Origin of the sequence: Candidatus Acidulodesulfobacterium ferriphilum, from assembly GCA_004195035.1 — a bacterium.
Classification (GTDB): domain Bacteria; phylum SZUA-79; class SZUA-79; order Acidulodesulfobacterales; family Acidulodesulfobacteraceae; genus Acidulodesulfobacterium; species Acidulodesulfobacterium ferriphilum.
Window position 1 is genome coordinate 199,453 of sequence record SGBD01000002.1, and the last position, 25,019, is coordinate 224,471.

Here is a 25,019-nt window from a genome sequence, read left to right on the forward strand (position 1 = left end):
AGCGCCTGTCATGAATCATGGCTGGCCTACCGTAGTCGAGCCGTTTCCGCTGCCCATATTGATGCCGTTTGCCGAACCTCCAGCGCTTTGAACGATACCTAATATTGCGCCCGTTATGGTCGGCGCAAGCATCACCCCCGTTCCTGCCGCCGCCGTTATAAACGCCTTCCTTGCCGCATCCGGCTTATGCTGTTTTATATCGTAAAATCCCTTTACAAGGCCGATGGTAAGGGTTGCAGGAGCAAGCCTGTAGCATATCCATGTTGTCGCCTCGTTTAAAATGCCCGATGCCCCGATCCCAAGCGAACCCTGATTTAAATTAATCATTGCTAACGCCCTCGAACTTAAGGATAAAATCGACCCAAAAACAAAAGAAGACAAAAACAAAATACTCTTTGATCTGCCCCTGCCCCATTTCATCCCTAATTTTAGCCTGCCCTTCGTGAATTTTTCTTCATAAATTTCCGATTGGAGACGAGCCATTATCATAATGGAATAATCATTGAAACAATTAATGTAATTAATGACATTTTTAAACCTCATTTTTTTCCCTCCTTTAGTTTAATAATTTAAATTTTGTTTACCGTAAAAATATTTATATCATTTTAATATTTCAGGATTATGAAACATTTGTTAAAAATACATTAATTTAATATTACATTTTGATTACAAAATGCCTTAAAAGTTATAATTTATTTGGATTTAAAATAAAATGGGGTTATTTATTGTTTTTTTAATTTTTTTATTTTTAAAAAAATTTCATCAAATTGAAACAAAATTGTCATAAAACTGTAATATAAATATGATATAAATAAAAACTCGCACTTTTAAAATCGATATTTAAATTGCAAATATGCCCCTAAACATCGGCTAATCGTTCTGTTTAATATATTAAATAATTAATTAAAGGGGAGTCTCATTATGGACGGAAAAAAACGGTCAAAAACAAAAGAAAAAAGGTTAAGAAATCGCGTAAAACACAAAAGCTATCAAGAGTTTATCGATGAAATCGCCGAGAGATTAAAAGAAAAAAAAGAGATTGAAGAGTTGTTTAAACGTGTTATAATATTAAAAGCGGATGATGTATTAAAGGAAATGGAGATAAAGGAAAAAAATAATGAAATTTTAACGGGACTGCATAATGAAAGAAAAGAGGACAAATTTGACGGGTAGCCATAGCCGCCAAAATATACAAAATATAGAAGATATTTTTAATAACCTGAAAGATTACATAGATAAAATAAAAGATAACGCAATTGCTTCAGGCAAAAAAGAAGACGCTTCAAGTTCATTATCGTTTACCGGCATGATATTTGACGAAATATCCAATTCGTTAAAAAAGGGCGGTTTAACCGATATAAACGAGTTAACGGAGGATCTCGACAACAACATTAAAATAATGCTTAACGGCCTTAATTCGTTTAAATCCGAAAAAATAGTCGCGGAAAGGCTTGACGGCCTCGCCGCGTACTGCGATAAAGTGTTTATGGAATTAATGGCGGGTATTTCCTGTGCTATACCCGCAAAAAATAATTAAACTATCTGCCGCCGCCGCCGCCCGCCTCGGCAATAGTTTTTATTTTATTGCGCTTATAGCTTTATAATCCTTACAAAATCCGTAGAACCCGGTTCCCCTAACGGTATGCCGCCGCTCAAAACGGCATATTTAAAATTCTCTTTAAAATATTTCATCTTTTCGCTTTTATTTATAAAATCTATGACATTTTTAATATCGACATTTTCTTTAATAATATCCCGCATAACAAAACTAACTACCCCGAAGTTGAGAGAAAGCCGCCTTTTTACCCCTTCGTCAGGTACGATGGATATAATAGGAACAACGGGGCGCAATGACGATATAATGCCGGCGGTATAACCTGACCTTGTAACCGCCGCTATAAAAGACCCGTCCACGGAATAGGAAGCAAGAACGGCCATTTCTGCAACTATGTTAGAAATATTATATTCATTGGAAATATCATATCTCTCGTCTCCCTCATCCGGATTTATCCTGTAACTGCCCGCATAACCACGGCCGCCTCCGCCTTTGCCGTTAGCCCTTCTTATACCTATATTTCTATAATTGCTTTCAATAAAAATATTGCTGTTTTCCGTCGTTTTTATTATTTTGTTCATATATATAACGGATTCGACAGGGTTATTTCCTATGGCGGTCTCTTCGGAAAGCATTACGGCATCCGTTCCGTCTAATATAGCGTTAGCAATATCGGTAACCTCCGCTCTGGTGGGAGATTCGTTTATGACCATGGACTCTAGCATCTGTGTTGCTGTAATAACCGGCCTTTTATAGATATTTGCAACAGAAATTATCTTTTTTTGCTTCAGGGCAATACTTTCTATCGGAGTTTCAACGCCGAGGTCGCCGCGCGCAACCATAATGCCGTCGGAAACCATTACAATCGCCTCAATATTTTCGACTGCTTCGGATTTTTCTATCTTTGCTATAATGAAAAAATGCTTTTCCGGATAATTCTTTTTTAAAAAATTCCTGACGGTTATAATATCTTCAGGATGTCTCACAAAAGAAATCGCAAACATATCTGCGTTATGTTCCGCCCCAAATTTTAAATACTTAAAATCATTCTTTGTAACGGATGGAACGCTAAGTTTGATATTTGGAAAATTCACCCCTTTTTCTGCCCTCAAAATACCGTCCCGCAATATTTTGCATGAAAGCCCGTTCTTATCACAGGCAATATCGGCAACTTGCAGCTGTATTTTACCGTCATCTATAAAAATTAAGTCATTCCTTTTTACATCTTGAGTTAAAAACCTGTAGTCAATCGATATATTTTTATTATCGGAAGGCTTTTTTCTATTAACGACATTTATATATCTGCCTTTTTTTAAGATAATCCCGGCTTCTTTCTGCTTGCCTGTCCTAATTTTTGGCCCCGGCAGGTCAATAAGTATAGCGGTATCGTTTGAAAGTTCTCTAATAAGCCCGATAAGGCCGTCAAAAAAAATCTCGTTTCCGTGCGAGAAATTCAGCCTGGCGACATCCATGCCTGAATCTATCAGTTTTTTTATAACGGCTTTGCCGGAGCTTGAAGGTCCAAGCGTGCAAACAATCTTTGTCTTTTTATATTTGTTTTTATAATAATCGTCTTCATTTTGTCTTTCGCCGTTCATATAATAATTATATCGTAATATATATTATATATATAAAAAAATTGTAACAAATATATTATGTATCGTAAGGGTTATTAGGATTAATTTTGGTTAATTTTCAAATAAAAATACTGCAAAATTAATTTAAGGCGGAACTTCATTATTTGGTCCATCAACGAAAGATGAAATAAAAAAGCGGAAGTGTCAGGAGCTGGTTTAATACGAAAAGTTTTACCGACCATTTGTGGAGCGAGTTAAACATAACCCTGTTTCTATCTTCTTTGGGGGTATCGTCTATATTTCCCATATTGTCTTTTAATTTTTTCATTCTGGAGCTTACCGCATTATTAGATATAAAATTTATAACGATTATAAACACGGGCAACATGATAACCGCTGCGGGGTAATTAAAATAAAAAAACAGCCCCGCCCCGCTTGCGATTAATATAATTTGCGTTACGTATGTAAGCAAGGTAAATTTTTCAAGCAAAAGCCCGACTAAATTCCCCGCTTCGTTTCTAGTTTTTAATGTTTTAAAAATAACAGGCGCGGCAATAAACCCCGTAAATACACTTGAACCGAAATATACCGCAAGGACGATGTCGTAAATATAAAAAAGTAGAGTCTCCATAACAAAACCTATTTTATATCATCTTTGGTATAAAAATCAAACAACAACTCAAATTTGCCAAAATTTAGTTTTTGGTTTTTTATTTTATAATACAAATTTCATATAGTTTTTACTGTTGGCCAATGAAGACTTTGCATTCGGATAAGCATCAATAAACGCTTTATTTTTTGGGGTACGGTATTTATTATTACCCTTCTTTTATCTTTTTGATTATACCGCTTGTGGATTTTCCTTTGACGAAATCTATTAAAACCACTTTTCCGCCCGAGGTTTCGACAATATCTTTGCCTACGATATCCTTTCCGTCATAATCGCCCCCTTTTACCAGAAAATCGGGGCTTACCTCTTTTATAAGATTATACGGGGTGTCTTCATTAAAAATTACCACATAATCAACCGGTTTTATATTCGCTAAAATATATGCCCTGTCTGTTTCGCCTATTATCGGCCTGTCCTGACCTTTAAGCCGCTTAACCGATTCATCGCTATTTATGCCGACAATCAGCACATCGCCGAGGCTTTTTGCCTCGTTTAAGTAGCTCACATGACCCGCGTGTATAATATCGAAGCATCCGTTGGTAAAAACAATTTTTTTAAAATCCTTCTTAAGTCTCGATATTTCTTTTTTTATATTGTTAAATTCGATTATTTTTCCCATGGTATAGGCGGCCATATTCTTGATTTTAGATGATTTTAGGGGTTAAATTAAAAACCCCCAATATATTCGGCATATATTGGGGGAAAATGGAGAAAAGAATTACAAGTATTATTGTACATAAATTTATATTTTTTTGTCAATAAAAAAAATGAGCCTCGCCATTTAGTTCCGAAAAAATTAGATAAAAATAAAATAGTCGATTTAAAAACCCAAATCCCGATTTAGAAAATATTTATATATTCCAATGCTAAGTAAATCTGGATTACCGCTTTCGCGATAATCCAAAAAATAAATTTCTAAATCGGGATTTGGGTAAAAAATAACCTTTGAATATATTTTAAATAAGTGTTAATCTATATAATAATATATTATTAGTTTTATCGGTTTGCACTAGGTCGTAAAAAGTATTTAATTTTACTTAATTATTAAGTAAGGAGAGATGTCCGAGAGGCCGAAGGAGCATGACTGGAAATCATGTATAGATGTAAGTCTATCGAGGGTTCGACTCCCTCTCTCTCCGCCAGTTATAGAATAAAAGACGGTTATAATAATAATTTTAATTATGGCAGTATAGAGAAGGAGTCGAAGCGCGAAGCGAAAGCGAGGCACGCAAGAGGAAAGTTCGTACGATTTAAAACTTTTCAAAGAAAAGTTCCTCACTCCCTCTCCGCCAGTTAAAAGAAGATAGGAAAGATAGTTTGTAAATAAAAAGACGACAGGAGGTGAATAAAATGTTTGGATTCAGTCCAATTGCCATAGTAATTATACTCGTAATTGTATTTTTAATCTTTGGGGCAGGCAAATTGCCCGATATAGGAAGCGGCGTCGGTAAAGCTTTAAAAAATTTCAAAAATAGTCTTTCAGGAAAGGATGAAATAGATGTTACGCCGGAAGAAGAACCTGCGCAAAAAAAAAGGCAGATAAGCGGCTCAAAAACTGCGGCAGCTTCAAAAGGGAAAAAGCCCGCTAAGTCAAAAACGGCCAAAAGAGCTTAAGCGGCTCGTTTATTTTTTTATCCTGTAAAAATGGCTGATTCTTATAGAGTAATTTTTTGAATTTGAAGCTATATCAAAAAATACAACCATAAATTTAATAGGGTGATCCGGCAGGATTTCCACATTTGACAAATTATCCCCTAATTTATTATTAAGTTTCATATCAATCGCAACATTCGTCATATTTTTAAGTCTTTTTATATCGATAAAATTTCCCGCATACACATGTTTTGTCACAAGAGTAATATTTTTGGCGCTGTAAAGTCTGCAGGCAAGCTTTACATAGCTTATCGGGAAACTATTTTTATTAAGCAAATAACCTGTAACCACAAGGTTATTCTCTGGAAGCACTTTTGATCTAAAAACTTTCGTTTCTAAACCAAAAAGTTTTACATTCAGATTGTCGCCCGGAAAGAATGTTTTAAAAATATAATATGCAGAGATTACGGCGGCTATCCCCAATATTACATAAAATACCTTTTTAAAACTATTTCTTTTATAGAATGACCTGCCGGTATTAGTTCCATCCCTTTTAGGCTTATCGCCTTTCACTTTATTTTTTTTATAAAATGAAAGATCTAAATCCTCTTTAAAATCCTCTTTATCACCGTCCTCATTCTCATTTGATTTTCCAATTGTAAAATCTTTTTCGTTATCGTTATAATTATCATTATAAATGTTGTCGTCGCCTAATTTCCAATTATCCATATCAGATATTTACCGCTTCGCCTATTATACTTTATTTATACTTCTATACTTTTCGAATCATTAAACATCAGCGTTTATCTTTTTATAAAATTATACCACATAAATCTTTGCCTGAAAACATAAAACTAAAGATATTAAAGGAATAATTAGAGGACTTGAATAATAAGTAAAGATGTATTATAATTCAGCTACTATATGTGTGAAGTTAAGGAAGCGGAAGGAGGGCTGGTGCCCCTCTTTGACTTCAAATCAACAGGCGCAAAGGCAATTTGCGCGGTGGGTTCGATTCCCATACGCTTCCGCCATAATATCCCGCCGAAAACCTTAATATCCCGATAAATAAACCGAACCTTAAAACCTTGTATAATAGCATTAAAAAAGAATACATAAAGAATATAGGATGGTCAAGCTTGATACACCTCAACCCTGTTTCTGCCGTCTATCTTTCCCTTATACATTGCCTGGTCCGCGTTGCGGACAAAATCGTCTAAGCCGATTCCCTGCCTGTATTCCGTGGCTCCAAGCGTTAAAGTAACGCGATCCGGCAGGTTGAAGGCATGGGCTTCCGCGGAAGACCTTATTTTTTCGGCAATGTTTTTTGCGGCTGAAACATCGGTTTCTGTGCATATTATCATAAATTCCTCTCCGCCGACCCTTGCAAATGTATCGGAATTTCTAAGAATAGGCTTAACGAGATTGCAAACATCTTTGAGGACTTCGTCCCCCGCCTGATGCCCGTATGTGTCGTTAATTTTCTTAAAATGGTCAATATCGAACATGATAAGGGATAATGGCCTTTCGTACCTTTGAGCCACTTTCATGTAATCCGATAAAGAACTTTCGAACCTTCTTCTGTTGAAAATTCCTGTTAGCGGGTCAATTTCGGAGAGTTCTTTAAACTTGTTTTTTTCATGCTCGAGCTCTTCTTCGAGCTTTTTAATTTCGGTTACATCTATGAAACTGGCAAGGCCGACGGGCTTACCCTTATATATAACGGTCGTCGAATGAATCGATAGCAGCAACCGTCTTTTATCTTTTGGAATGGCTTCCAGCGTATATGAGCCGTCAAATTTATCTCCGTTCAGACGCCTTAATACGGACTGTTTCACCATCTCTTTTGAATCTTCGGAAAACAGGTCCCATATATAAATACCGTATAATTCTTCTCTAGAATAGCCGAGCATGTCAAATACGCACCAGTTTGCGTAAATAATCTTTTCATTATATAAAACAAGGCCTGATAACGATTCTTCCGCAACCGTACTGAAAAGCTCTTCGCTTTCTTCGAGCCTGTCTTCCAGCATCTTTTTATCGGTAATATCATTGATAATTCCCACGATGTGGCTTCTGCCCTTGATCGTAATGGGGGTAAGGAAAAATTCGACATCTTTTATTTCGCCGTTTTTAAGCCTGTGCTTAAATAAAACATATTTTATTTCTCCCTTTATTATCCTCCGTCTGACTTCTTTTTGCTCTTCGGACGGCATAACGGTATTTAATTTTTCGACATTCGCGCCGACAAGCTCGTTATAAGCATATCCGTAAAAGGCTAAAGCGCTTTTACTTACCTCTTTTATTACGCCTGTTTCGGCATCGACTAAAAGAATAGGCGCTGAATTTTCCTTGAACATGCTTCCGTATCTTTCGGCATCGTCTTTTAATATATATTCCCTTGTCAGTATTAAGAATAAAACTCCGGCTAATCCCCCAAAGCCGATAACGGAGCCGATAATATATGCGGCATCATACCTGCGGTAAAGGGAATCCAGAGCGTCAATCTGTTTTTTCTTTTCTTTTATAGCCGAAGGCGAATAATAACCTTTTTCCAATTGTTCCATTTGTTTGACAAGAGGCGTTATTAATATCTTTCCGGCCACTATATTATGATATTCGGTCAGTCTTAGCAAAATAGGCTGTAATATATGAATCCAGTGGAAATACAGCTCTTTTTGCCGCGAATAGATATTTTTTGCCTGCGCGGGATGATTTTCGACAATATCGTTAAGGATTTTATATCTTTTATCCAAAACTGGAATAAGCGCGTTTAATTTCTTTAATGAACCGTCAAACTGCCTTTTGGAACCCATCCGGTGGAACATAACTATATCCCGCGTTTCCGTTATTATAAGACTCATAGTGTTTGAAATCTGTATCGTTCTGAGTTGAACGGCGTTTTCGAATTCGATATTCCTTTCCCTCTTTACCAAAACAAAATGAAATATTAAAACTGAAGCCGAAACAAAACCCACAAGAATTAAGATTAATAAGAAAGGAAGAAAACGTTTTAAGGTAATTAAATTAGACAGTTTCATAATATCGCGAAATGTCCCGATTTTAAATAATATTTATATAATAAATTACATTTTTTATTACTATTTTTATTTTTTTTATTATTACATCTTAATTATACCCCCCCCCCCCCGCCGAATTCAAGAGCAATCTTGCCCCCAAATCCCGATTTAGAAATTTATTTTCTGGATTCCCGCCTACGCGGGAATGACTATGTAAAGATTTAACTTTTAACCCAAAATGTGTCATTCCTGCGAAAGCAGGAATCCAGTGTTATTTAGCATTAAAACTTATAAATATTTTCTAAATCGGGATTTGGCCTGCAAAAAAGTATTGCAAAAAGAGTTTAAAAATTACTAAAAATACGATATACTAAAAGAAATTAAATAATACGGGAGGGCAAAATGTCTTTAATATCCGCAAAAGAAATACTTGACGATGCCGATAAAAACGGGTATGCCGTCGGCGCCTTTAATGTAAATAATATGGAATTTTTGCAGTCGGTATTTTTAGCGGCCGAATCGGAAAAATCTCCCGTAATTATTGCCGCAAGCGAAGGAGCGATAAAATATGCCGGCCCTGATATGCTTTTTTCGATGACTAAAACATTATCGGACGCCTATCCAAACATTCCAGTCGCCCTTCATCTCGACCACGGTTCAAACTTAAATGCCGTTATGATTGCCATAAAGGCTGGGTTTACCTCCGTTATGATCGACGCGTCCCATTTTCCCTTTGAAGAAAACCTTAAAATTACGAAACAGGTCGTAAGCATCTGTCATCCGCTCGGAATATCCGTAGAGGCGGAACTTGGAAGGCTTAAGGGCGTAGAAGACAATGTTTCCGTCGCCGAAAGGGATGCCGTTTTGGTAAATCCGAAAGAAGCAAACGATTTTGTCGCGTCCTCCGGCATCGACTTTTTAGCGCCCGCTATAGGCACTTCCCACGGCGCTTTCAAGTTTAAAGGGGAAGCCAAATTAGACTTTGAGCGGTTAAAGAAAGTAAAGGAACTGACTGGTATTCCTCTTGTCCTTCACGGCGCCTCATCCGTTCCCGAAGCAGCATCAAAAAAATTCGAGGAGTTCGGCGGAGATTTGAAAGGCGCAAAGGGCGTCCCGTTCGATGTCTTAAAAGAGGCTATAAAGTTCGGAATAAATAAGGTAAATACCGATACCGACCTCCGCATTTCGTTTCTGGCAAAGGTCAGGGAAAGCATTGCAAACGATAAATCTCAAATCGACCCGAGGAAAATTTTCGGTCCGGCAAAAGATTATGTTGTCGAAGTTATTAAAGAAAGAATGAGAATTTTAGGTTCGTCAAACAGGATATAACCGGCAACCGGCGTTTTGCCGGCGGATATTAATAACCAACCGTTTTCTTCGTCTTTTTCACCTTGCGATAATAAGTTTTATTAAAAATGTTACCAATATAAGCGAGGCAAAGATAAACGGCAATAATACCGCCAAAATAGACCTCGGCGTTGACAATTCGTTAGTTTCTTTAATTCCTATTACCATTAAAGCCGAAAGCCACGTGGCGGATATATTATATCCGAAAATCGGAAATATCGAGAAAAATCCGACGCCGGCGGTATAACAAATTATCCTGAATGTATTTTTTATACCTTTCTTTCCCCCCATAACCATAATGAATCCATGAATTACAATGGTCAACAATATTAATAATACCGTAAATAAAATTCCTAAAACCAGCAAAAGAAAAATAATCCCGATTACGATAAAAAAATAGATTGTGTTTTTATCGGTAAAAAAAAGGGGTATTTTCGGTAAAATTGCATAATTTTTGTAAAAGCCTATTTTAAAAAAGAATATATCCCAAAAAAAGGAAAATACTAAATTAATATATGTAAATATTATCGCGTAAAAATACGGATGCAAAATTCCGTTATTATTTTCAGTATTATTTAGTTCTTTAAAAAAGGCTTCGGGAGTAAAAAGAGACTTTTTCCATGTCAAAATCAATGCTTTAAAAAAACCGGTTTCTTTTATTCTGTCAAAATCGACCATTATTCATCCCCCTTCCCCTTTTTTATTTTATATTCCTTCTTTAGCGAGTTTATAGGTTATGCTGTCCGCCAAAGCCTGATAAGAAGCCTCGATTATATTTTCGGATACCCCAAGAGTAGTCCATTTATCCTCCTTGTCCGACGATTCTATTAATACCCTGACATAAGATGCCGTTCCAGACTTAGTTTTATTGCTGATAACCCTGACCTTAAAATCGGCTAACTTCATTTCGCTTAATATCGGATAAAATTTCAAAAGGGCTTTTCTTAAAGCATTGTCAAGCGCGTTAACGGGTCCGTCTCCAAGCGCAACCGTATGCTCCCTCTTTCCCTGAACTTCTATTATAACTACGGCTTCGCTAAAAATATTATTTTCTAAAGATAAAGGCGTCGAACCAGCGTTATTAATATTAGAAAGATTTGCGGAATTAAACAGATTTTTTTCCGTATTTACCCTGAACGCAATCAGCTTAAAGTAATTTTTTGCCTTTTTCGATAAATATTTATCCATAAGTATTTTAAATGAACCGTCGGCGCTTTCAAAGTCAAAACCGCCCCATTCAAGCTCTTTTATTTTATTAAGCAGCTCGGCTTCTTCCGAAATCGTAAGTTTGCTTAAATCTATCCCCAGCTCTTTAGCTTTTGCCTCGATATTGCTTTTGCCCGATAAATCGGATATTAAAAATCTTCTGTTGTTGCCGATAGCCGCCGGGTCGATATGCTCATATGACGAAGGATTTTTAAGCACCGCATTGGCATGCATTCCGGCCTTGTGGGCAAATGCGCTCTCCCCCACGTACGGCATATTCTTAACGGGCATATTATTGGATATTTCATCGACTAAACGGCTCACCTTGACGAGACCTTTAAGCTTTTCTTTTCCTATAACATTAAATCCCAATTTTAATTCTAAATTTGGGATTATAGATGAAAGATTGGCGTTTCCCGTTCTTTCCCCGTACCCGTTTATAGTTCCCTGAACATGCTTTATGCCGGACATGACGGCGGCAATAGTGTTTGCAACGGCGCAATCGGTATCGTTATGGGTATGTATTCCCAGTTTGGACAAATCCATTTTATAATAAGATTTGAGCCTTTCGATTGCTTTCGATATTTTATGGGGCAAAAAACCGCCGTTCGTATCGCACAAAATCACCTTATCCGCTCCTGCCTCCAGAGCAATTTTTATCGATTTTACGGCATATTCCTCGTTATGCTCGAAACCGTCAAAAAAATGTTCCGCGTCAAAAAATGTCGTTTTCCCTGATGTTTTCAGGAAATTAACGGAATCCGCTATAATATCTAAGTTCTCGTTTAACGATATTTTTAAAACGCTTTCGACATGTAAGTCCCACGATTTGCCGAAAATAGCGGCGTAATCGACCGGTATATCGCTTAATGTCCGCAGGTTGACATCGTCTTTTGCCGCCGTATTTTTTCTTTTTGTGCTGCCGAACGCCACTAATTTGGAATTTTTAAATCCTTTTTTTGCCGCAAGTTCAAAAAATTTTCTGTCTTTTGGATTTGAAGACGGGAACCCCCCCTCTATAAAGTGCATCCCTAAATCATCCAGTATATCGGCAATCATTAATTTGTCGTCTATCGATAAAGAAAATCCCTCTCCCTGGGTTCCATCCCTTAATGTCGTATCGTAAACCTCGATATGTTCCTTTTTTTTATAATCGTTATTATGTCTCATATAATAAATATTTATTTACTTATTCTTTTCCAGTTTCCCATTATCGGTACTTTTTCCGAGATTAAACGCCTCATGCAATATTCTCGTGGCAAGCTCGGCATATTTTGCATCGATAATACACGATATTTTAATTTCCGATGTTGAAATCATCATTATATTAATATTTTCCTTAGATAAAACCGAAAACATCGTTGAAGCCGTCCCGTAATGGTTTTTCATGCCGACCCCTATAACCGATATTTTGGCAATTTTGTCATCGCTGATAACTTCCTCTGCGTTAAGCTCTTTTGCAACCCTGTTTGTTATATCTATTGCATTTTTTAAATCCTTCTTTGAAACAGTAAATGTTAAATCCGTCAGTCCGTGAACGGATATATTTTGAATAATCATATCGACCACTATATTTGCGTCCGATATTTTCGAAAAAATCTTTGCGGCAATACCGGGCTTATCGGGAATACCCCTTATAGATATTTTTGCTTCATCTTTGTCGCACGCGACGCTCGACACCTGCAATTCTTCCATATTTTCCTCGTCTCCCAAAAATTTGATTTGCGTTCCGGGCCCCTCCGCAAATGTTGATTTTACGAATAGATTTACTTTATATTTCATTGCAAATTCGACGGACCTGATCTGCAATACTTTTGCCCCCAGACTTGACATTTCTATCATTTCATCGAAATAAACCACATCTAATCTTCTGGCATCCGGAACAACCTGCGGATCGGCAGTATAAACGCCGTCAACATCGGTATATATATCGCATCTGTCGGCTTTAATTGCGGCGGCCACGGCAACGGCCGTGGTATCCGAACCGCCCCTTCCTAAAGTAGTAATAAATCCGTTCGAATCTATTCCCTGAAAGCCTGCAATAACGACAATTTTACCGCTTTTAAGTCCCGTCCGTATATTATGGTCGTCGATAGCGGATATTCTTGCCTTTCCGTGAGATTCATCAGTCGTTATCCTTACCTGATGGCCAAGAAGAGGAACGGCGTCATAACCCTCGTTCCTCAAGGCGATAGAAAGCAGCCCCGAACTCACCTGTTCCCCGCTCGATATAATCATGTCCGTTTCTATATCATCGTATTTTCCGCCCATTTTCATTGCTAAATCCAAAAGTCTGTTGGTTTCGCCGCTCATAGCGCTGACCACGACAACCACATCGTTGTTATTTTGTTTTTCCTTTATCACCCGCCCGGCAACCTGTTTTATCCTGTCTATGCTGCCCATCGATGTCCCGCCGAATTTTTGAACGATTAAAGCCATAAATTTATAACTCCCTGCTTTTCTTTGCCGTTCTCGGATTAACCTTATGTATCGCCTCGCCTATGGAATCCAACGCGGACTCCGGAACAATTTCTGAAAGCGTCGGATGAGAGTGAATAGTTGATTCTATGTCAAAAACCGTTCCGCCAAAATGCATATATGACGCAATTTCCGCGATCAGCTCCGGAATATCCGCTCCGCTTCCCGTCGCGCCTAAAATCCTTTTGGATTTCTCTTCCACTATAACCTTTAAAAAACCTTCGCTTTCTTCCATAGCCAGCGCCATCCCGTTTGCCGCGTACGAAAAACGGCCGACATTATAATCTATACCTTCCAGCCCCTTATCTCCTTCTTTTAGTCCAACCGTCCCGATAGGCGGATTTGTATATATCGACCACGGCAGTACCGAATAGTTTTTTTCTTTAACGATACCCGCGATATTATCCGCCGCTATAATCCCGTCATAAGAGGCTTTATGGGCCAGCATCGGCCCGTCTATTATATCGCCGCAGGCGTAAATCCCCTTTACGGCGGTTTCGTTATGGCTGTCAACCTCTATTTTCCCTCTTTTATCCATTTTGACGGCTAACTTTTCCAGCCCCAATCCATCGGTATTTAGTTTTCTTCCGATAGAGACTAAAACTTTATCCGCCGTAAATTTCTCTCCGCTTTTCAAATAAACCGCCGCCCCTTTGTTTTCCTCGATAGGTTCGATACTTCCAACCTCCACGGATGTCATAATATCAATATTGCGGGATTTAAAGTTTTTTTGAACAAATTTAGAAATATCTTTGTCTTCGGTAGACAAGATGGACGGTAAAAGTTCTATCATTTTAATACCTGCGCCGAACTCGCTAAAAATATTGGCAAATTCGCAGCCGATAACCCCCGCCCCGATTATAATCAAAGACTCCGGTATCTCCCTAATCGCGAGAATCTCGTCCGATGTCATTATATTTTTATGGTCTATATTAAAAGACGGAATCATAAGCGGAGACGAACCTGTAGATATAATAACATTATTTGCGTATATTTCGGTTTTTAATCCGTCTTCGGATGTTGAAGTTAATACAAAACCTGAATTATCGTTATTTTTACCGGTAATTTTTCCCGTACCGTTAAAAACCCTGACATTTCTTGCCTTTAAAAGTTTTTCGACTCCTCCGACTAAGGTTGAAACAACCTTTTCTTTATAATCTATTATATCATTATAATTAACGCTAAATCCATCCACCGAAAATCCGTATTCGGGGTTTTTTAACTTGCTTAAATACTTTGCTTTCGAATATATCGCCTTTGTAGGAATGCATCCCCTGTTAAGACATGTACCGCCAAATTTTTCCTTTTCTATAATGGCGGCAGACAGCCCGTTAATGGCGCATTTTAAAGCGCTTACATATCCGGCCGGCCCTCCGCCGACGATACAGACATCAAAATTATCCAACCGATACTCCTCCGATATAAAATGCTCTTTAATTATATTTATATTTTTTTATTATATTTTTTATAAAATTTTTTCTATTTTTATACGCCTTTTGTTTTTTCCTTCCCCTTCTTTTTCTGCCGCGATATTTACCTCATAATAATTGCCTTCTATATATTTTTTATAGTCTATATGGATATTATTCGCCCATTCGGCTATAGTTATTATCCCGCTCGCCAGAGAATCAAAAAAACCGCAATCTTCCAATTCATCCTGCCGTTTTAGGCGGTAAAAATCAAAATGATTGACGGTAACATTACAGTTATAACTATTCATAATAGTATATGTGGGGCTTAAAATATGACCTCCGCCCCTTTTTTTATCCGTACAAAAAAAATCCACTATACCGGATGTAAATTTTGTTTTTCCGGCGCCAAGAGGTCCTATTAACGATACAAAATCAAACGGTTTTAAATTCCCGGCAAATTCTTTAGCTATCATTTTAGTTTTTTGCGGTGAATTTGATTTAAATTCCTGCACTTTTATTGTTTCTCTTTTTTGGAAGACATCGATTTAATAATATCATACCTTGAGACAATGCCTGTAATCTCCATGCCGTTATTTACCACTGGAATGGAATAAAACTTTTTATCGGCCATTACCGTTGCAATATTAAATATATCTTCATCTTCTTTTACGAAAAATACATTTTTATTCATTATATCCTTTATCTTTGTTGCGGTTATTTTCTGCACATCATCTTTGAAATGTTTTGAACTTCCCAAATAAAAAATGCTGTCGAAAATTGTAAAAACCGTGGGTATGTGAAGATTAGTATCCTGATATACAAGATCGGTTTCCGATACTATTCCCGTCAATTTTTTATTCTCGTTAACCACGGGAATCGCGTTTATTTTATATTCTAAAAATATATCGGCCGCCTTTTTTATTTCGTCTTCTTCGCCCACAACAACAACATTTTTCGTCATTATGTCTTTTGCCTTAAGCATGGTTACTCCCCTTATTAATTTTTTTAATTATTATTAAAATCAAAGACTCCTTAATTTTTTCACCGCATAAGGAATATTACCGGCAATTTCTGCGGCTCCAACCCCGAAATCGCCGTATCTTAAGCTTAAATCTCTCGCTGAATAGACAATCAAATAAGAGGCGGCTCTCATCGCATTATATAAAGGTATTCCCTGACAGGCGAAAGAACCTGCAAGACCGCTTAAAACATCGCCGCTTCCGCCGCTCGCCATAACTGAAGAATGTTTAACCTGCACGCTCGCATCTATGCCGTTTTTATCGAAAATATACATGCTCGAACCCTTAAGAATTAAATATACCCCGAACTCCTTTGCGAAATCTAATCCAACTTTCAGTGGATTCTTTGCTATAATTTCCCGGCTTATTCCCGTCAGCCTTTCCATTTCTTTAAAATGCGGGGTCAGTACGATATCGTTTTTACCCTTAATATCCTTTAAAAGTCCTAAATCTTCCGATAAAATGTTTAGAGCATCCGCGTCAAGAAGCGCAGGAACCTTTATAGCGGTTAAAAGCCTGTGTAAAAACAGTTTTGTTTCCGCGTTTAAACCGATACCTGGACCGATTACGACTGCTGTTTTACCTTTTAACGCATTGTCTATTATATCTTCGGCGCTCTTTTCGGTAAAAAATCCTTCGCCGCCGTCAAAAGCCGGATATGTCATAATCTCCGTAGTTTTTATTTCCATAATGTCGTTTAATGCAGACGGAATCGCCGCCGTTACAAGACCTGCTCCCCCCTTAAACCCCGATAAAGACGCCATATATGCCGCCCCACTTTTTCCGTAACTTCCCGCAACGACAAGCAAATGACCATAGTTAAATTTTGTAGCGGCAGGATTTCTCTCGGGCAGATAAGATAAAATATCCTTCCCCGATAATATTTCAAACCCGGAACAATATTCTTCGAGCAGTCTTTGGGGCTGGTTTATATCTATTAAAGTTATCTTTTCATCTAATAAAAGCTTTTCCCCTTCGTTGATATAAAAGCCGACCTTTAAGCCTCCAAAAGTAAAAACCTTTTTTATGTTGTTTTTTATAGCGGCGCCCATAAATTCTCCGCTGTCCGAGTTTAAGCCGCTAGGCACATCGATGCATATAATATCCGCGCCGCCTGCCGCACTTTTTTTATCTATTAAATCTATAATATCCTTAAAAAAGCCGTTTATTTCCCTGTTTAATCCAATGCCGAATATTGCGTCAACGACGATTTCCGCATCTCCAATAATACCGGATAATTTCGATAACTGCCTATTTTCCGAAATTTCTATAATTTCGGCGCCCAAATTCGTTAAAATATCTAAGTTTGTTCCTGCTATCCCTTTATATAAATCTTTCTTTGCAAGAATTACAGTTTTTACATTAAACCCGCCGTTAAAAAAATAACGGGATAGAACCAATCCGTCCCCGCCGTTATTACCCTTGCCGCAAATAACGATTATCTTTGCCTTTTTTAAAAAATTTTCGCCGTATAATTTTAATAGCTCCCTATAGCATCCGCTTCCAGCGTTTTCCATTAATATGTTTTCGGAATATCCAAAAGTTTCGCGGGCGCCTTCGTCTATTTTTTTTAAATTATCGGAAAAATACAGTTTCATTTTATGGCCTTTGACCTTTTTATAACATTTCTATTATCACAAAAGCGCAGGCAAACCCGTTTTCATGGGTTATGCTTAAGTTTACGGCATCTAATCTTTTTTTAAACTTTCTATAAATTAAATCTCTAAGATTTTCGTCAACTTTAATATACGGCTTTCCGGTTTTCTCATTTAAAACCGATATTTTATTAAACGGTATAGAAAAAAGTCCGGCGCCGACCGCCTTTAAAAAAGCCTCCTTTGCCGCAAAAAACCCAGCCGCTTTTCTAATGCTTCTTCCTTCGTTTTTATTTTTTATTTCTCCTAATACTATAAGCTCTTCCTGAGAAAGCATCCTTTTAAAAAATCTTTCTTCCCGAAGGCAAAGTATTTTCTTTAATTTTTCTATCGAAACCAGATCGACCCCTATCCCTTCTATCAATTTTTAATCTCCATAGGTATTTTTTGATGCGGCGTCTTTTAATTTTGAAAATTCGGCAGATTTTATTATTTTTAACATTTCTTTTACGGCGTCGCCGAGTCCGACAAACAATGAATGAGAAATAATGGAAAAACCGATATTGAATTCGAAAATACCGTCAAGAAGGGCAACGCTATATATATTTTTATAATCCAGTCCGTGTCCCGCATTTACTTTTAGTTCAATTTTTGAAGCAAAATCTATAGCCGTTTTTATCCTCTCAAGCTCGGCCGATTTCTCTTTTAGCCTGATTTTATCCGCATAGCTTCCCGTGTGAATCTCGATAAAGTCGAATCCCCCTTTTTTGGAGGCCTCGACCTGCTTTAAATCGGGCTCTATAAAAGCCGATACCGTAATATTTTTAGACTTAAATTCTTTATTTATTTCCTCATATCTTTTTATATCGTTTAAAACATTAAGACCGCCTTCGGTTGTAAGTTCCTGCCTTCTTTCAGGAACGAAGGTAACGCTTCCCGGCATAATTTCCAGAGCTATTTTTATTATATCGTCTTCCGCCGCCATTTCTAAATTAAGCTTTTTTGTTAATGAAGATATTAACCTTACATCCTCATCCTTTATATGCCTTCTATCCTCTCTCAAATGACAGGTTATATTAAACGCGCCTGCTTCCAGCGCTACAAAAGCCGCATGTACGGGGGAGGGGAAAATCCCGCCCCGGGCATTTCTCAGTGTGGCTACATGATCGATATTAACGCCAAGTTCCATTAGTTAAATCCCGTTCTTTCCGTAATAAAAATTTTCCCCGGAGGTTTTGGGTTATACCAAAATCCCGATTTAGAAAAATATTTATATATTCCAATGCTAAGTAAATCTGGATTCCCGCTTTCGCGGGAATGACTTTGAGAGTATTTATCGTTTCACCCGTCGGGTGTCATTCCCGCGAAAGCGGGAATCCAGAAAATAAATTTCTAAATCGGGATTTGGGTTATATGCTATTATTGTTTTTAAAATACTTTTCTATTTCTTCCTTAATCTCAAGTCCGATTTTATTTATCTCGTCATAATCTTCGCCCTCGACAAGAACCCTTAAATAGTTTTGAGTCCCTGAATATCTCACGAAAATTCTTCCTCTGTCTTTTAATATTTCCGTAAAATAAGCAATTTTTTCACTTACTTTTGGCAGTTCCGCTATGTCTTTTTTATACGGCACATCGATATTGAACAGGGTCTGGGGGTAAGGAACAAAAATCTTTCTTAATTGCGAAAGGGGCAATCCCGACTTTACCATAACGGCCAGAAGTTTTAAAGCGGATATTATGCCGTCTCCCGTGTTAATATCGTCTAAAAATATAATATGTCCCGACTGCTCCCCGCCTAAATTATACCCGTTTTTAAGCATTTTTTCCATAATATACCTGTCTCCGACATCCGCATAAATGGTTTTAATCCCGTTCTTTTTTAACAACAGTTCAAGGGCTATGTTAGACATCGGGGTCGTGACAATCCCGTTGCTTTTCAATAAACCCTCTTCCTTCATATATAACGAACATATAGCGAGAAATTCGTCTCCTAAAAGAATATCGCCGTTCTCGTCGCTAAAAATTACCCTGTCGCCGTCTCCGTCAAAAGCTATCCCTATATCCGCGCCGTTTTTTTTGACCAATGAGCTTAAATTTTGCGGATGCATAGAACCGCAATTTTCATTGATATTTAAACCGTCGGGATTAACGCTGTCCAATATTACCGATGCCCCCAGTTCCCCAAAAACCTCCGGCGCAGCCTTGTAGGTCGCTCCGTTAGCGCAATCTATAACCATTTTAAGTCCGCCTAAGGTTAAATTTTTTGGAAAGGATAATTTGGCAAAAATGACATATCTGCCAATCGCATCATCTATTCTATGAGCTTTCCCTATATTTATTCCCGTGGGTCCAGCTTCCTCTAAGCCCTTCATGGATGAAAAAAACAACTCCTCTATTCTCTGCTCTATTTCATCGTCAAATTTACATCCGTTACTGTCAAAAAACTTAATGCCGTTATCATAAAATGGATTATGAGATGCGGAAATAACTACGCCGGCATCGGCTCTCATACTTGAAGTTATAAAAGCAACCCCGGGGGTCGGCATCGGACCCACTAAATAAACATCTGACCCCATGGCGCAGATACCCGACGAAAGAGCGGTTTCCAGCATATAACCTGAAATTCTGGTATCTTTTCCTATAACTATTTTTAGTTTTTTTCCACGGGACTTTAAAACGCTGACTAAAGCCATTCCGAGCTTTAAAGCAACCTCGGATGTTAAAGGATGCCTGTTTGCCTGTCCGCGGACGCCGTCGGTACCAAATAATTTTCTCATACTTCCCTGCACCTTCATTTTCTTTACTATTATTTTATCAATCTATTTTGACCTGACAATTGCAAGGCTGACATTGACCTTTTTATTATACAAAATTTTTACCAATTTTGTAGGTTTTCTTAAGGAGACCATTAGCAATTCACCTTTTTTATAATGACTCAAATCTATACTCTTTGTGGTGATAACCGAAAGATGTCCGACTATATCTTTAGGACCTTTAACCTTAACATATTGAGGAAATACATTGATATTTTGTAAATAATAACCGGTTTGAAGCTTTCCCGTAGTTATCGGCAATACCTTTACATACCTTATAACAACCCTGCTGATCATGACGGGTATTATCTTTGGATGTATGCTTATTACCCTTATACCTGAAGGAAGGTCTAAATAAGACCCGCTTAACACAATGGTATTCTTTTTACTGAGAAGCGAGCTTCCATCAATTTTAAAAGCAATTTCTTTATTTAGTTTTCCCAGAGCAATTTTTGAACCGCGCAATTTAACATGAATATCGTTCGGCAATATATTGCTTATGGCGTAGCCCTTTGGAAGAGGATGAATAACTAATCCCGCGGTATAAATAACATCGTGTTTTTTGCCGCCGATTACATAAGCCCAGATAATAATGGCAATACATAAAGAAAGCAGCTTTAGCCAAAAATTTTTCTTAAATAAATTTTCTATATTTTTATTCATTTTTTATTCATTGCCTGAAACTATTATTTTTCGTCGGTCTTTCCGAATAAAAGTTCATAGATTGTTTTTATCAAAGGTTGTTTGCGCTCATGCTGATAATTTAGATTTTTCAGAAGCAGATTTCTTAAATCATCGCTGTTTTTAATTTTTTCAACCTTTTTGGGCTGTATAACCACAATGTTCCCCGTTTCTTCCGAAATTACGATTGAAAGGGCATCGGTGAGTTCGGAAAGTCCAATTGCGGCCCTGTGTCTTGTGCCAAATTTTTTATTGATATCCTCATCGGTCGATAAAGGCAAATAACAGGAGGCTGCCGCTATTTTTCCTTTTTGAATAATAACTGCGCCGTCATGAAGCGGTGACGGAGGTGTAAAAATGCTTATTAAAAGCTCTTTTGAAACAATAGAATCAAGTTTAGTTCCTATTTTCAAATAGTCGCCCAGAAAAACATTTCTTTCGAAAACTATAATTGCACCGATTCTTTTTGAGGCTAATTCGAAAACGGCTTTTGAAGTTTCCTCTATAAGACCGACCCTTTCTAATTTATTTTGCGCAACGGCAAACGGGTTTTTCCCGACCTCGATTAGACCCCTTCTTATCTCGTTTCTAAAAAGGACGATAATTACTATAATAATCGAACTTAAAAAATTCCCGAATATGTACTCGGTAGTATAAAGTTTAAGACCTACGGCAATCAAAAATACCGCAAAAATTATTATAAGCCCTACTAGTACATGGAACGCGCCCGTCCCTTTAATAAGTATTATTGCCCTATAAATAATAAAGGCGACGATTATTATATCTAAAACATCTCGCCATCCAAAGCTTTGTAAAAGGGAAATCATTTTTTATTTTTTTATTTTTTAACTTAATTCGGTTATTTTATCCAGCGCGGCAAAAGCCTGCGCCGTTTGTTTAACATCGTGAACCCTTACCATATCCACCTTTTTTAGGTTCATATAGGATGCAATGGCGATATTGCCGCTTAAAACATCATTTTTATTCTTTCCTGTTACGGCATTAATGAACGATTTCCTTGAAACGCCGCACAAAAGCGGTAATCCTAAGGATTTAAACGATGTAATGCCCGATAAAATATTATAGTTGTCAACCATTGATTTTGCAAAACCAAAACCGGGATCGATAATTATATTGTCCCTGCTATAGCCCCTTTCTTCCAAATATTCTATTTTTTCATTAAAATATGTTAAAATATCATAGAAAATATCGTCATAAGCTCTTAAATCTCTTTGCATGTCTTCAGGCAATTTTCCCCGAGAATGCATAAGAATATAAGGGGCGCCAGTTGCGGCTAAAACACCTGCCATACCCTCTTTATCATAACTGAGGCCGGACACATCGTTGATAATAGATGCGCCTGTTTTTAAAGCCTCCCCTGCAACACCGGGTTTTCTTGTGTCTATAGAAATCGGCAGATTAATGGTTTTTGACAATTTTTCTATAACGGGACATACCCTGTCTATTTCTACCTGTTCACCGACATTAATCGCTCCCGGCCTTGTGGATTCTCCGCCTATGTCTATTATATCGGCGCCTTCCCGTTCCAAATCCAAACCCCTTTTAACTGCGGCATCTTTATTAAAATAGTCGCCTCCGTCGGAAAAGGAATCCGGTGTTACATTAAGTATCCCCATAATATATGTTTTTCCGTTAAAAATAATATCGCCTTTGCCTGTTTTTAAGATTTTAGCGTCTTTATTGTCTGCCGCGGCTAAAATATTTTCCAGATCTTTGGATAGCTCTTTTAACCCAAATTCCTGTGTCTTTATCTTCTTGATAATGATTCTTAATTGGACAGGCGTCCCAAACAAAATACTGTCGGATTTATCAATTTTTCCTGTAATTACATCCTTATGATTGGCAAGCTCTGCACCTATGCTTAACGCTTCTTGTTTAAGTATATTTAATGCAGTCGAATTTATATTTTTGAGTTTAATGACGATAAATTTGAGCTTATCCCCCATAATAATTCTGCCTGAATTGGACACGCCGATATTTATCAGCTCCTGCGCGGCGTTTGTGCTGTCAAAAATATCTATAAGATATGCTTGCATATTATACTTATTCGGGGTCAGGCCTCAACATCCAAAATTTGTGTTATTTGCGGTTTGCAGGTAATGCGTGAGACTTAACCCCAGTCTCACGCATATTAAAAGCTAAAATTAATCCTCTATATCCAATCCCTCGCCGCCGCCCTCAATCGGGTCAACTTTGCTGCCGCTTTCATCGGGTTTATAATCGGGCTTATGGGTAGTAATAATCTCGTCTATTTCTTTGCCGTTTAAAGATTCTTTTTCGATAAGCTTGCCGGCAAGGTCGTTAAGTATATCGATATTTTGAGTAAGAATCTCCCTGGCCTTTTCATGATTTTTATAAATAATATCCATAACTTCTTCGTCTATAGAGATAGCCGTGGATTCGGAGTAGTCTTTGTGCTGGGCAAATTCTCTGCCCAGAAATATCTGTTCCTCCTTTTTTCCAAAGGTGATGGGTCCCAGTTTTTCACTCATGCCCCACTCGCATATCATTTTTCTTGCAATATCCGTAGCCCTTTCAATATCGTTGGAAGCGCCGGTGGTCATCTGATTAAAAATAATTTCCTCCGCAGTTCTTCCGCCCAATAAAATTGCCACCTCATTTAGCAGATACTCCTTGTCGTAGTTATGTTTTTCGTCGATAGGAAGCTGCTGGGTAAGCCCCATAGCCATACCTCTCGGAATTATAGTAACCTTATGAATAGGGTCGCTTCCGGGAAGCATTTTAGCAACAAGCGTGTGTCCCGCTTCATGATAAGCGGTTACCTTTTTTTCTTTTTCGCTTATAACCATGCTTCTTCTTTCCGTACCCATCATAACCTTATCTTTAGCCTCTTCCAGGTCGTTCATCGTAACGGCCGATTCATTTTTTCTTGCTGCAAGAAGGGCAGCTTCGTTCACCATATTGGCTAAATCGGCTCCGGAAAAACCCGGCGTGCCTCTGGCTATCACCTTCAAATCGGCATCTTTATCTAACGGGACATCCTTGACATGAACCTTTAATATCTCTTCTCTTCCCTTAATGTCAGGTTTTGGAACGACTACCTGCCTGTCGAACCTCCCCGGCCTTAAAAGCGCGGGATCAAGAACATCAGGCCTGTTTGTTGCCGCAATTAAAATAACGCCCTCGTTAGGTTCAAATCCGTCCATTTCTACAAGAAGCTGGTTTAAAGTCTGTTCCCGCTCGTCATGGCCGCCTCCGAGACCTGCGCCTCTGTGTCTTCCGACCGCATCGATTTCGTCGATAAATATTATACACGGCGCGTTTTTCTTTCCCTGAGCAAAAAGGTCTCTTACCCTCGAAGCGCCGACGCCGACAAACATCTCCACAAAATCGGAACCGCTTATGCTAAAAAACGGAACACCCGCTTCACCCGCAATTGCTTTTGCAAGGAGCGTCTTACCTGTCCCTGGAGGACCCACAAGCAATACGCCGTGCGGTATCCTGCCTCCCAATTTAGTGTATTTTTTGGGATCTTTTAAGAAATCTACTATTTCCGAAAGCTCCTGTTTCGATTCTTCTATGCCAGCGACATCTTTAAAGGTTATTTTATTAGTGGTGTCGGTCATAAGCTTTGCCTTAGACCTTCCGAAAGACATAGCCTTTCCTGCTCCGCCCTGCATCTGCCTCCAGAAAAAATACCAGAAAGCAAAAAGAATAATTATCATCGGCAGCCAGTCTATTAAAAAGCTTAAATACCATGGAGAACCGGGTTTCGGTTTGGCGTCTATCGCTACATTATGTTTTTCGAGAAGGCTTATAAGTCCGGGATAGCTTGGAGCATATGTCTCAAATTTCTTGCCGTCTTTATAGACTCCGATTATATTATGGGATTCTATGGTAACACTTTTAACCTTGTCTGATTTTATATCTTGCAATAAAGACGAGAATATAACTTTTTGGGTTTTCGGCGGATGATGATTTAACATCGTAAAGATAAAAATCATCAAAAAAATTATAAAAACCCACAATAAAAGGTTTTTTAGTCTTGAATTCAAATTGGTTTAACCT

Annotated in this window: 24 protein-coding genes and 2 tRNA genes; 6 read left to right on the top strand and 20 right to left on the bottom strand. The window is 37.9% G+C overall.

Features of this window, described 5'->3' with window-relative positions:
* Window positions 1-15: 15 nt before the first annotated feature.
* On the bottom strand, window positions 16-543 hold the full coding sequence (locus tag EVJ47_05380; protein ID RZD14600.1) for a hypothetical protein: 528 nt from the start codon (window positions 541-543) through the stop codon (window positions 16-18).
* A 378-nt stretch (window positions 544-921) separates the two neighbouring features.
* Here EVJ47_05380 and EVJ47_05385 point away from each other — a divergent pair, with 378 nt between their 5' ends.
* The gene (locus EVJ47_05385) at window positions 922-1,173 is read left to right on the top strand and encodes a hypothetical protein (GenBank protein RZD14601.1); all 252 of its coding nucleotides are present in this window, start codon (window positions 922-924) and stop codon (window positions 1,171-1,173) included.
* Complete coding sequence (locus EVJ47_05390; GenBank protein RZD14602.1) at window positions 1,142-1,537, top strand: hypothetical protein; 396 nt, start codon at window positions 1,142-1,144, stop codon at window positions 1,535-1,537. Before EVJ47_05385 ends, EVJ47_05390 begins: the two co-directional genes overlap by 32 nt.
* 53 nt (window positions 1,538-1,590) lie before the next feature.
* Here EVJ47_05390 and pyk read toward each other — a convergent pair whose 3' ends face one another.
* The 3 genes from pyk to rfaE2 form a co-directional block, all read right to left on the bottom strand.
* Window positions 1,591-3,153, bottom strand: coding sequence for a pyruvate kinase (gene pyk, locus EVJ47_05395; GenBank protein RZD14603.1), 1,563 nt, complete (start codon window positions 3,151-3,153; stop codon window positions 1,591-1,593).
* Window positions 3,154-3,304: 151 nt separating this feature from the next.
* Window positions 3,305-3,763, bottom strand: coding sequence for a DUF4149 domain-containing protein (locus EVJ47_05400; protein RZD14604.1), 459 nt, complete (start codon window positions 3,761-3,763; stop codon window positions 3,305-3,307).
* Window positions 3,764-3,950: 187 nt separating this feature from the next.
* Window positions 3,951-4,436 carry a D-glycero-beta-D-manno-heptose 1-phosphate adenylyltransferase gene (gene rfaE2 / locus EVJ47_05405; GenBank protein RZD14605.1) on the bottom strand — a complete coding sequence of 162 codons (486 nt, stop codon included), beginning with the start codon at window positions 4,434-4,436 and terminating at the stop codon, window positions 3,951-3,953.
* Between the two features lie 418 nt (window positions 4,437-4,854).
* Between rfaE2 and EVJ47_05410 the strand changes: the two genes are divergently transcribed.
* Both EVJ47_05410 and tatA read left to right on the top strand, forming a co-directional pair.
* Window positions 4,855-4,944: transfer RNA gene (locus EVJ47_05410), tRNA-Ser, on the top strand.
* 208 nt (window positions 4,945-5,152) lie between these two features.
* Complete coding sequence (gene tatA / locus EVJ47_05415) at window positions 5,153-5,416, top strand: twin-arginine translocase TatA/TatE family subunit (GenBank protein ID RZD14606.1); 264 nt, start codon at window positions 5,153-5,155, stop codon at window positions 5,414-5,416.
* 9 nt (window positions 5,417-5,425) lie between these two features.
* On the opposite strand, the gene EVJ47_05420 is transcribed toward tatA, so the two are convergent.
* Entirely contained in the window at window positions 5,426-6,124 is a 699-nt protein-coding gene (locus tag EVJ47_05420; protein ID RZD14607.1) for a DUF3426 domain-containing protein, read from the bottom strand.
* A gap of 209 nt (window positions 6,125-6,333) precedes the next feature.
* Here EVJ47_05420 and EVJ47_05425 point away from each other — a divergent pair.
* A tRNA-Sec gene (locus tag EVJ47_05425) sits at window positions 6,334-6,429 on the top strand.
* Window positions 6,430-6,528: 99 nt separating this feature from the next.
* Here the strand turns inward: EVJ47_05425 and EVJ47_05430 are convergent.
* Window positions 6,529-8,436 (bottom strand): sensor domain-containing diguanylate cyclase, encoded by a 1,908-nt coding sequence (locus tag EVJ47_05430; protein ID RZD14608.1) that lies wholly within the window; start codon window positions 8,434-8,436, stop codon window positions 6,529-6,531.
* Between the two features lie 381 nt (window positions 8,437-8,817).
* On the opposite strand from EVJ47_05430, the gene fba reads away from it, so the two are divergent.
* Window positions 8,818-9,744, top strand: a complete 927-nt coding sequence (fba, locus tag EVJ47_05435) for a class II fructose-1,6-bisphosphate aldolase (GenBank protein RZD14609.1) — start codon at window positions 8,818-8,820, stop codon at window positions 9,742-9,744.
* A gap of 57 nt (window positions 9,745-9,801) precedes the next feature.
* On the opposite strand, the gene EVJ47_05440 is transcribed toward fba, so the two are convergent.
* From EVJ47_05440 to EVJ47_05505, 14 genes are all read right to left on the bottom strand, one after another.
* The gene (locus tag EVJ47_05440) at window positions 9,802-10,440 is read right to left on the bottom strand and encodes a hypothetical protein (GenBank protein RZD14610.1); all 639 of its coding nucleotides are present in this window, start codon (window positions 10,438-10,440) and stop codon (window positions 9,802-9,804) included.
* A gap of 27 nt (window positions 10,441-10,467) precedes the next feature.
* Window positions 10,468-12,138 (bottom strand): citramalate synthase, encoded by a 1,671-nt coding sequence (locus EVJ47_05445; protein RZD14611.1) that lies wholly within the window; start codon window positions 12,136-12,138, stop codon window positions 10,468-10,470.
* Between the two features lie 15 nt (window positions 12,139-12,153).
* Window positions 12,154-13,407 carry an aspartate kinase gene (locus tag EVJ47_05450; protein RZD14612.1) on the bottom strand — a complete coding sequence of 418 codons (1,254 nt, stop codon included), beginning with the start codon at window positions 13,405-13,407 and terminating at the stop codon, window positions 12,154-12,156.
* 4 nt (window positions 13,408-13,411) lie between these two features.
* Window positions 13,412-14,893: a dihydrolipoyl dehydrogenase gene (gene lpdA, locus EVJ47_05455; protein ID RZD14613.1), complete on the bottom strand. Its 1,482-nt coding sequence runs from the start codon at window positions 14,891-14,893 to the stop codon at window positions 13,412-13,414.
* An 18-nt stretch (window positions 14,894-14,911) separates the two neighbouring features.
* Window positions 14,912-15,370 (bottom strand): tRNA (adenosine(37)-N6)-threonylcarbamoyltransferase complex ATPase subunit type 1 TsaE, encoded by a 459-nt coding sequence (gene tsaE / locus EVJ47_05460; protein ID RZD14614.1) that lies wholly within the window; start codon window positions 15,368-15,370, stop codon window positions 14,912-14,914.
* A 2-nt stretch (window positions 15,371-15,372) separates the two neighbouring features.
* On the bottom strand, window positions 15,373-15,840 hold the full coding sequence (locus EVJ47_05465; GenBank protein RZD14615.1) for a CBS domain-containing protein: 468 nt from the start codon (window positions 15,838-15,840) through the stop codon (window positions 15,373-15,375).
* Between the two features lie 39 nt (window positions 15,841-15,879).
* Complete coding sequence (locus EVJ47_05470; GenBank protein RZD14616.1) at window positions 15,880-17,475, bottom strand: NAD(P)H-hydrate dehydratase; 1,596 nt, start codon at window positions 17,473-17,475, stop codon at window positions 15,880-15,882.
* 19 nt (window positions 17,476-17,494) lie between these two features.
* Complete coding sequence (gene acpS, locus EVJ47_05475; protein RZD14617.1) at window positions 17,495-17,896, bottom strand: holo-[acyl-carrier-protein] synthase; 402 nt, start codon at window positions 17,894-17,896, stop codon at window positions 17,495-17,497.
* Window positions 17,897-17,899: 3 nt separating this feature from the next.
* The gene (locus EVJ47_05480) at window positions 17,900-18,661 is read right to left on the bottom strand and encodes a pyridoxine 5'-phosphate synthase (GenBank protein ID RZD14618.1); all 762 of its coding nucleotides are present in this window, start codon (window positions 18,659-18,661) and stop codon (window positions 17,900-17,902) included.
* 220 nt (window positions 18,662-18,881) lie between these two features.
* The gene (locus EVJ47_05485; protein ID RZD14619.1) at window positions 18,882-20,252 is read right to left on the bottom strand and encodes a phosphoglucosamine mutase; all 1,371 of its coding nucleotides are present in this window, start codon (window positions 20,250-20,252) and stop codon (window positions 18,882-18,884) included.
* 42 nt (window positions 20,253-20,294) lie between these two features.
* Window positions 20,295-20,951: a YbbR-like domain-containing protein gene (locus EVJ47_05490; protein RZD14620.1), complete on the bottom strand. Its 657-nt coding sequence runs from the start codon at window positions 20,949-20,951 to the stop codon at window positions 20,295-20,297.
* Between the two features lie 23 nt (window positions 20,952-20,974).
* A complete protein-coding gene (locus tag EVJ47_05495) occupies window positions 20,975-21,796 on the bottom strand; it encodes a TIGR00159 family protein (GenBank protein ID RZD14621.1) in 822 nt (273 codons plus the stop codon).
* Between the two features lie 18 nt (window positions 21,797-21,814).
* On the bottom strand, window positions 21,815-23,026 hold the full coding sequence (folP, locus tag EVJ47_05500) for a dihydropteroate synthase (GenBank protein ID RZD14622.1): 1,212 nt from the start codon (window positions 23,024-23,026) through the stop codon (window positions 21,815-21,817).
* 108 nt (window positions 23,027-23,134) lie between these two features.
* The gene (locus EVJ47_05505) at window positions 23,135-25,006 is read right to left on the bottom strand and encodes an ATP-dependent metallopeptidase FtsH/Yme1/Tma family protein (GenBank protein RZD14623.1); all 1,872 of its coding nucleotides are present in this window, start codon (window positions 25,004-25,006) and stop codon (window positions 23,135-23,137) included.
* Window positions 25,007-25,019: the final 13 nt, after the last annotated feature.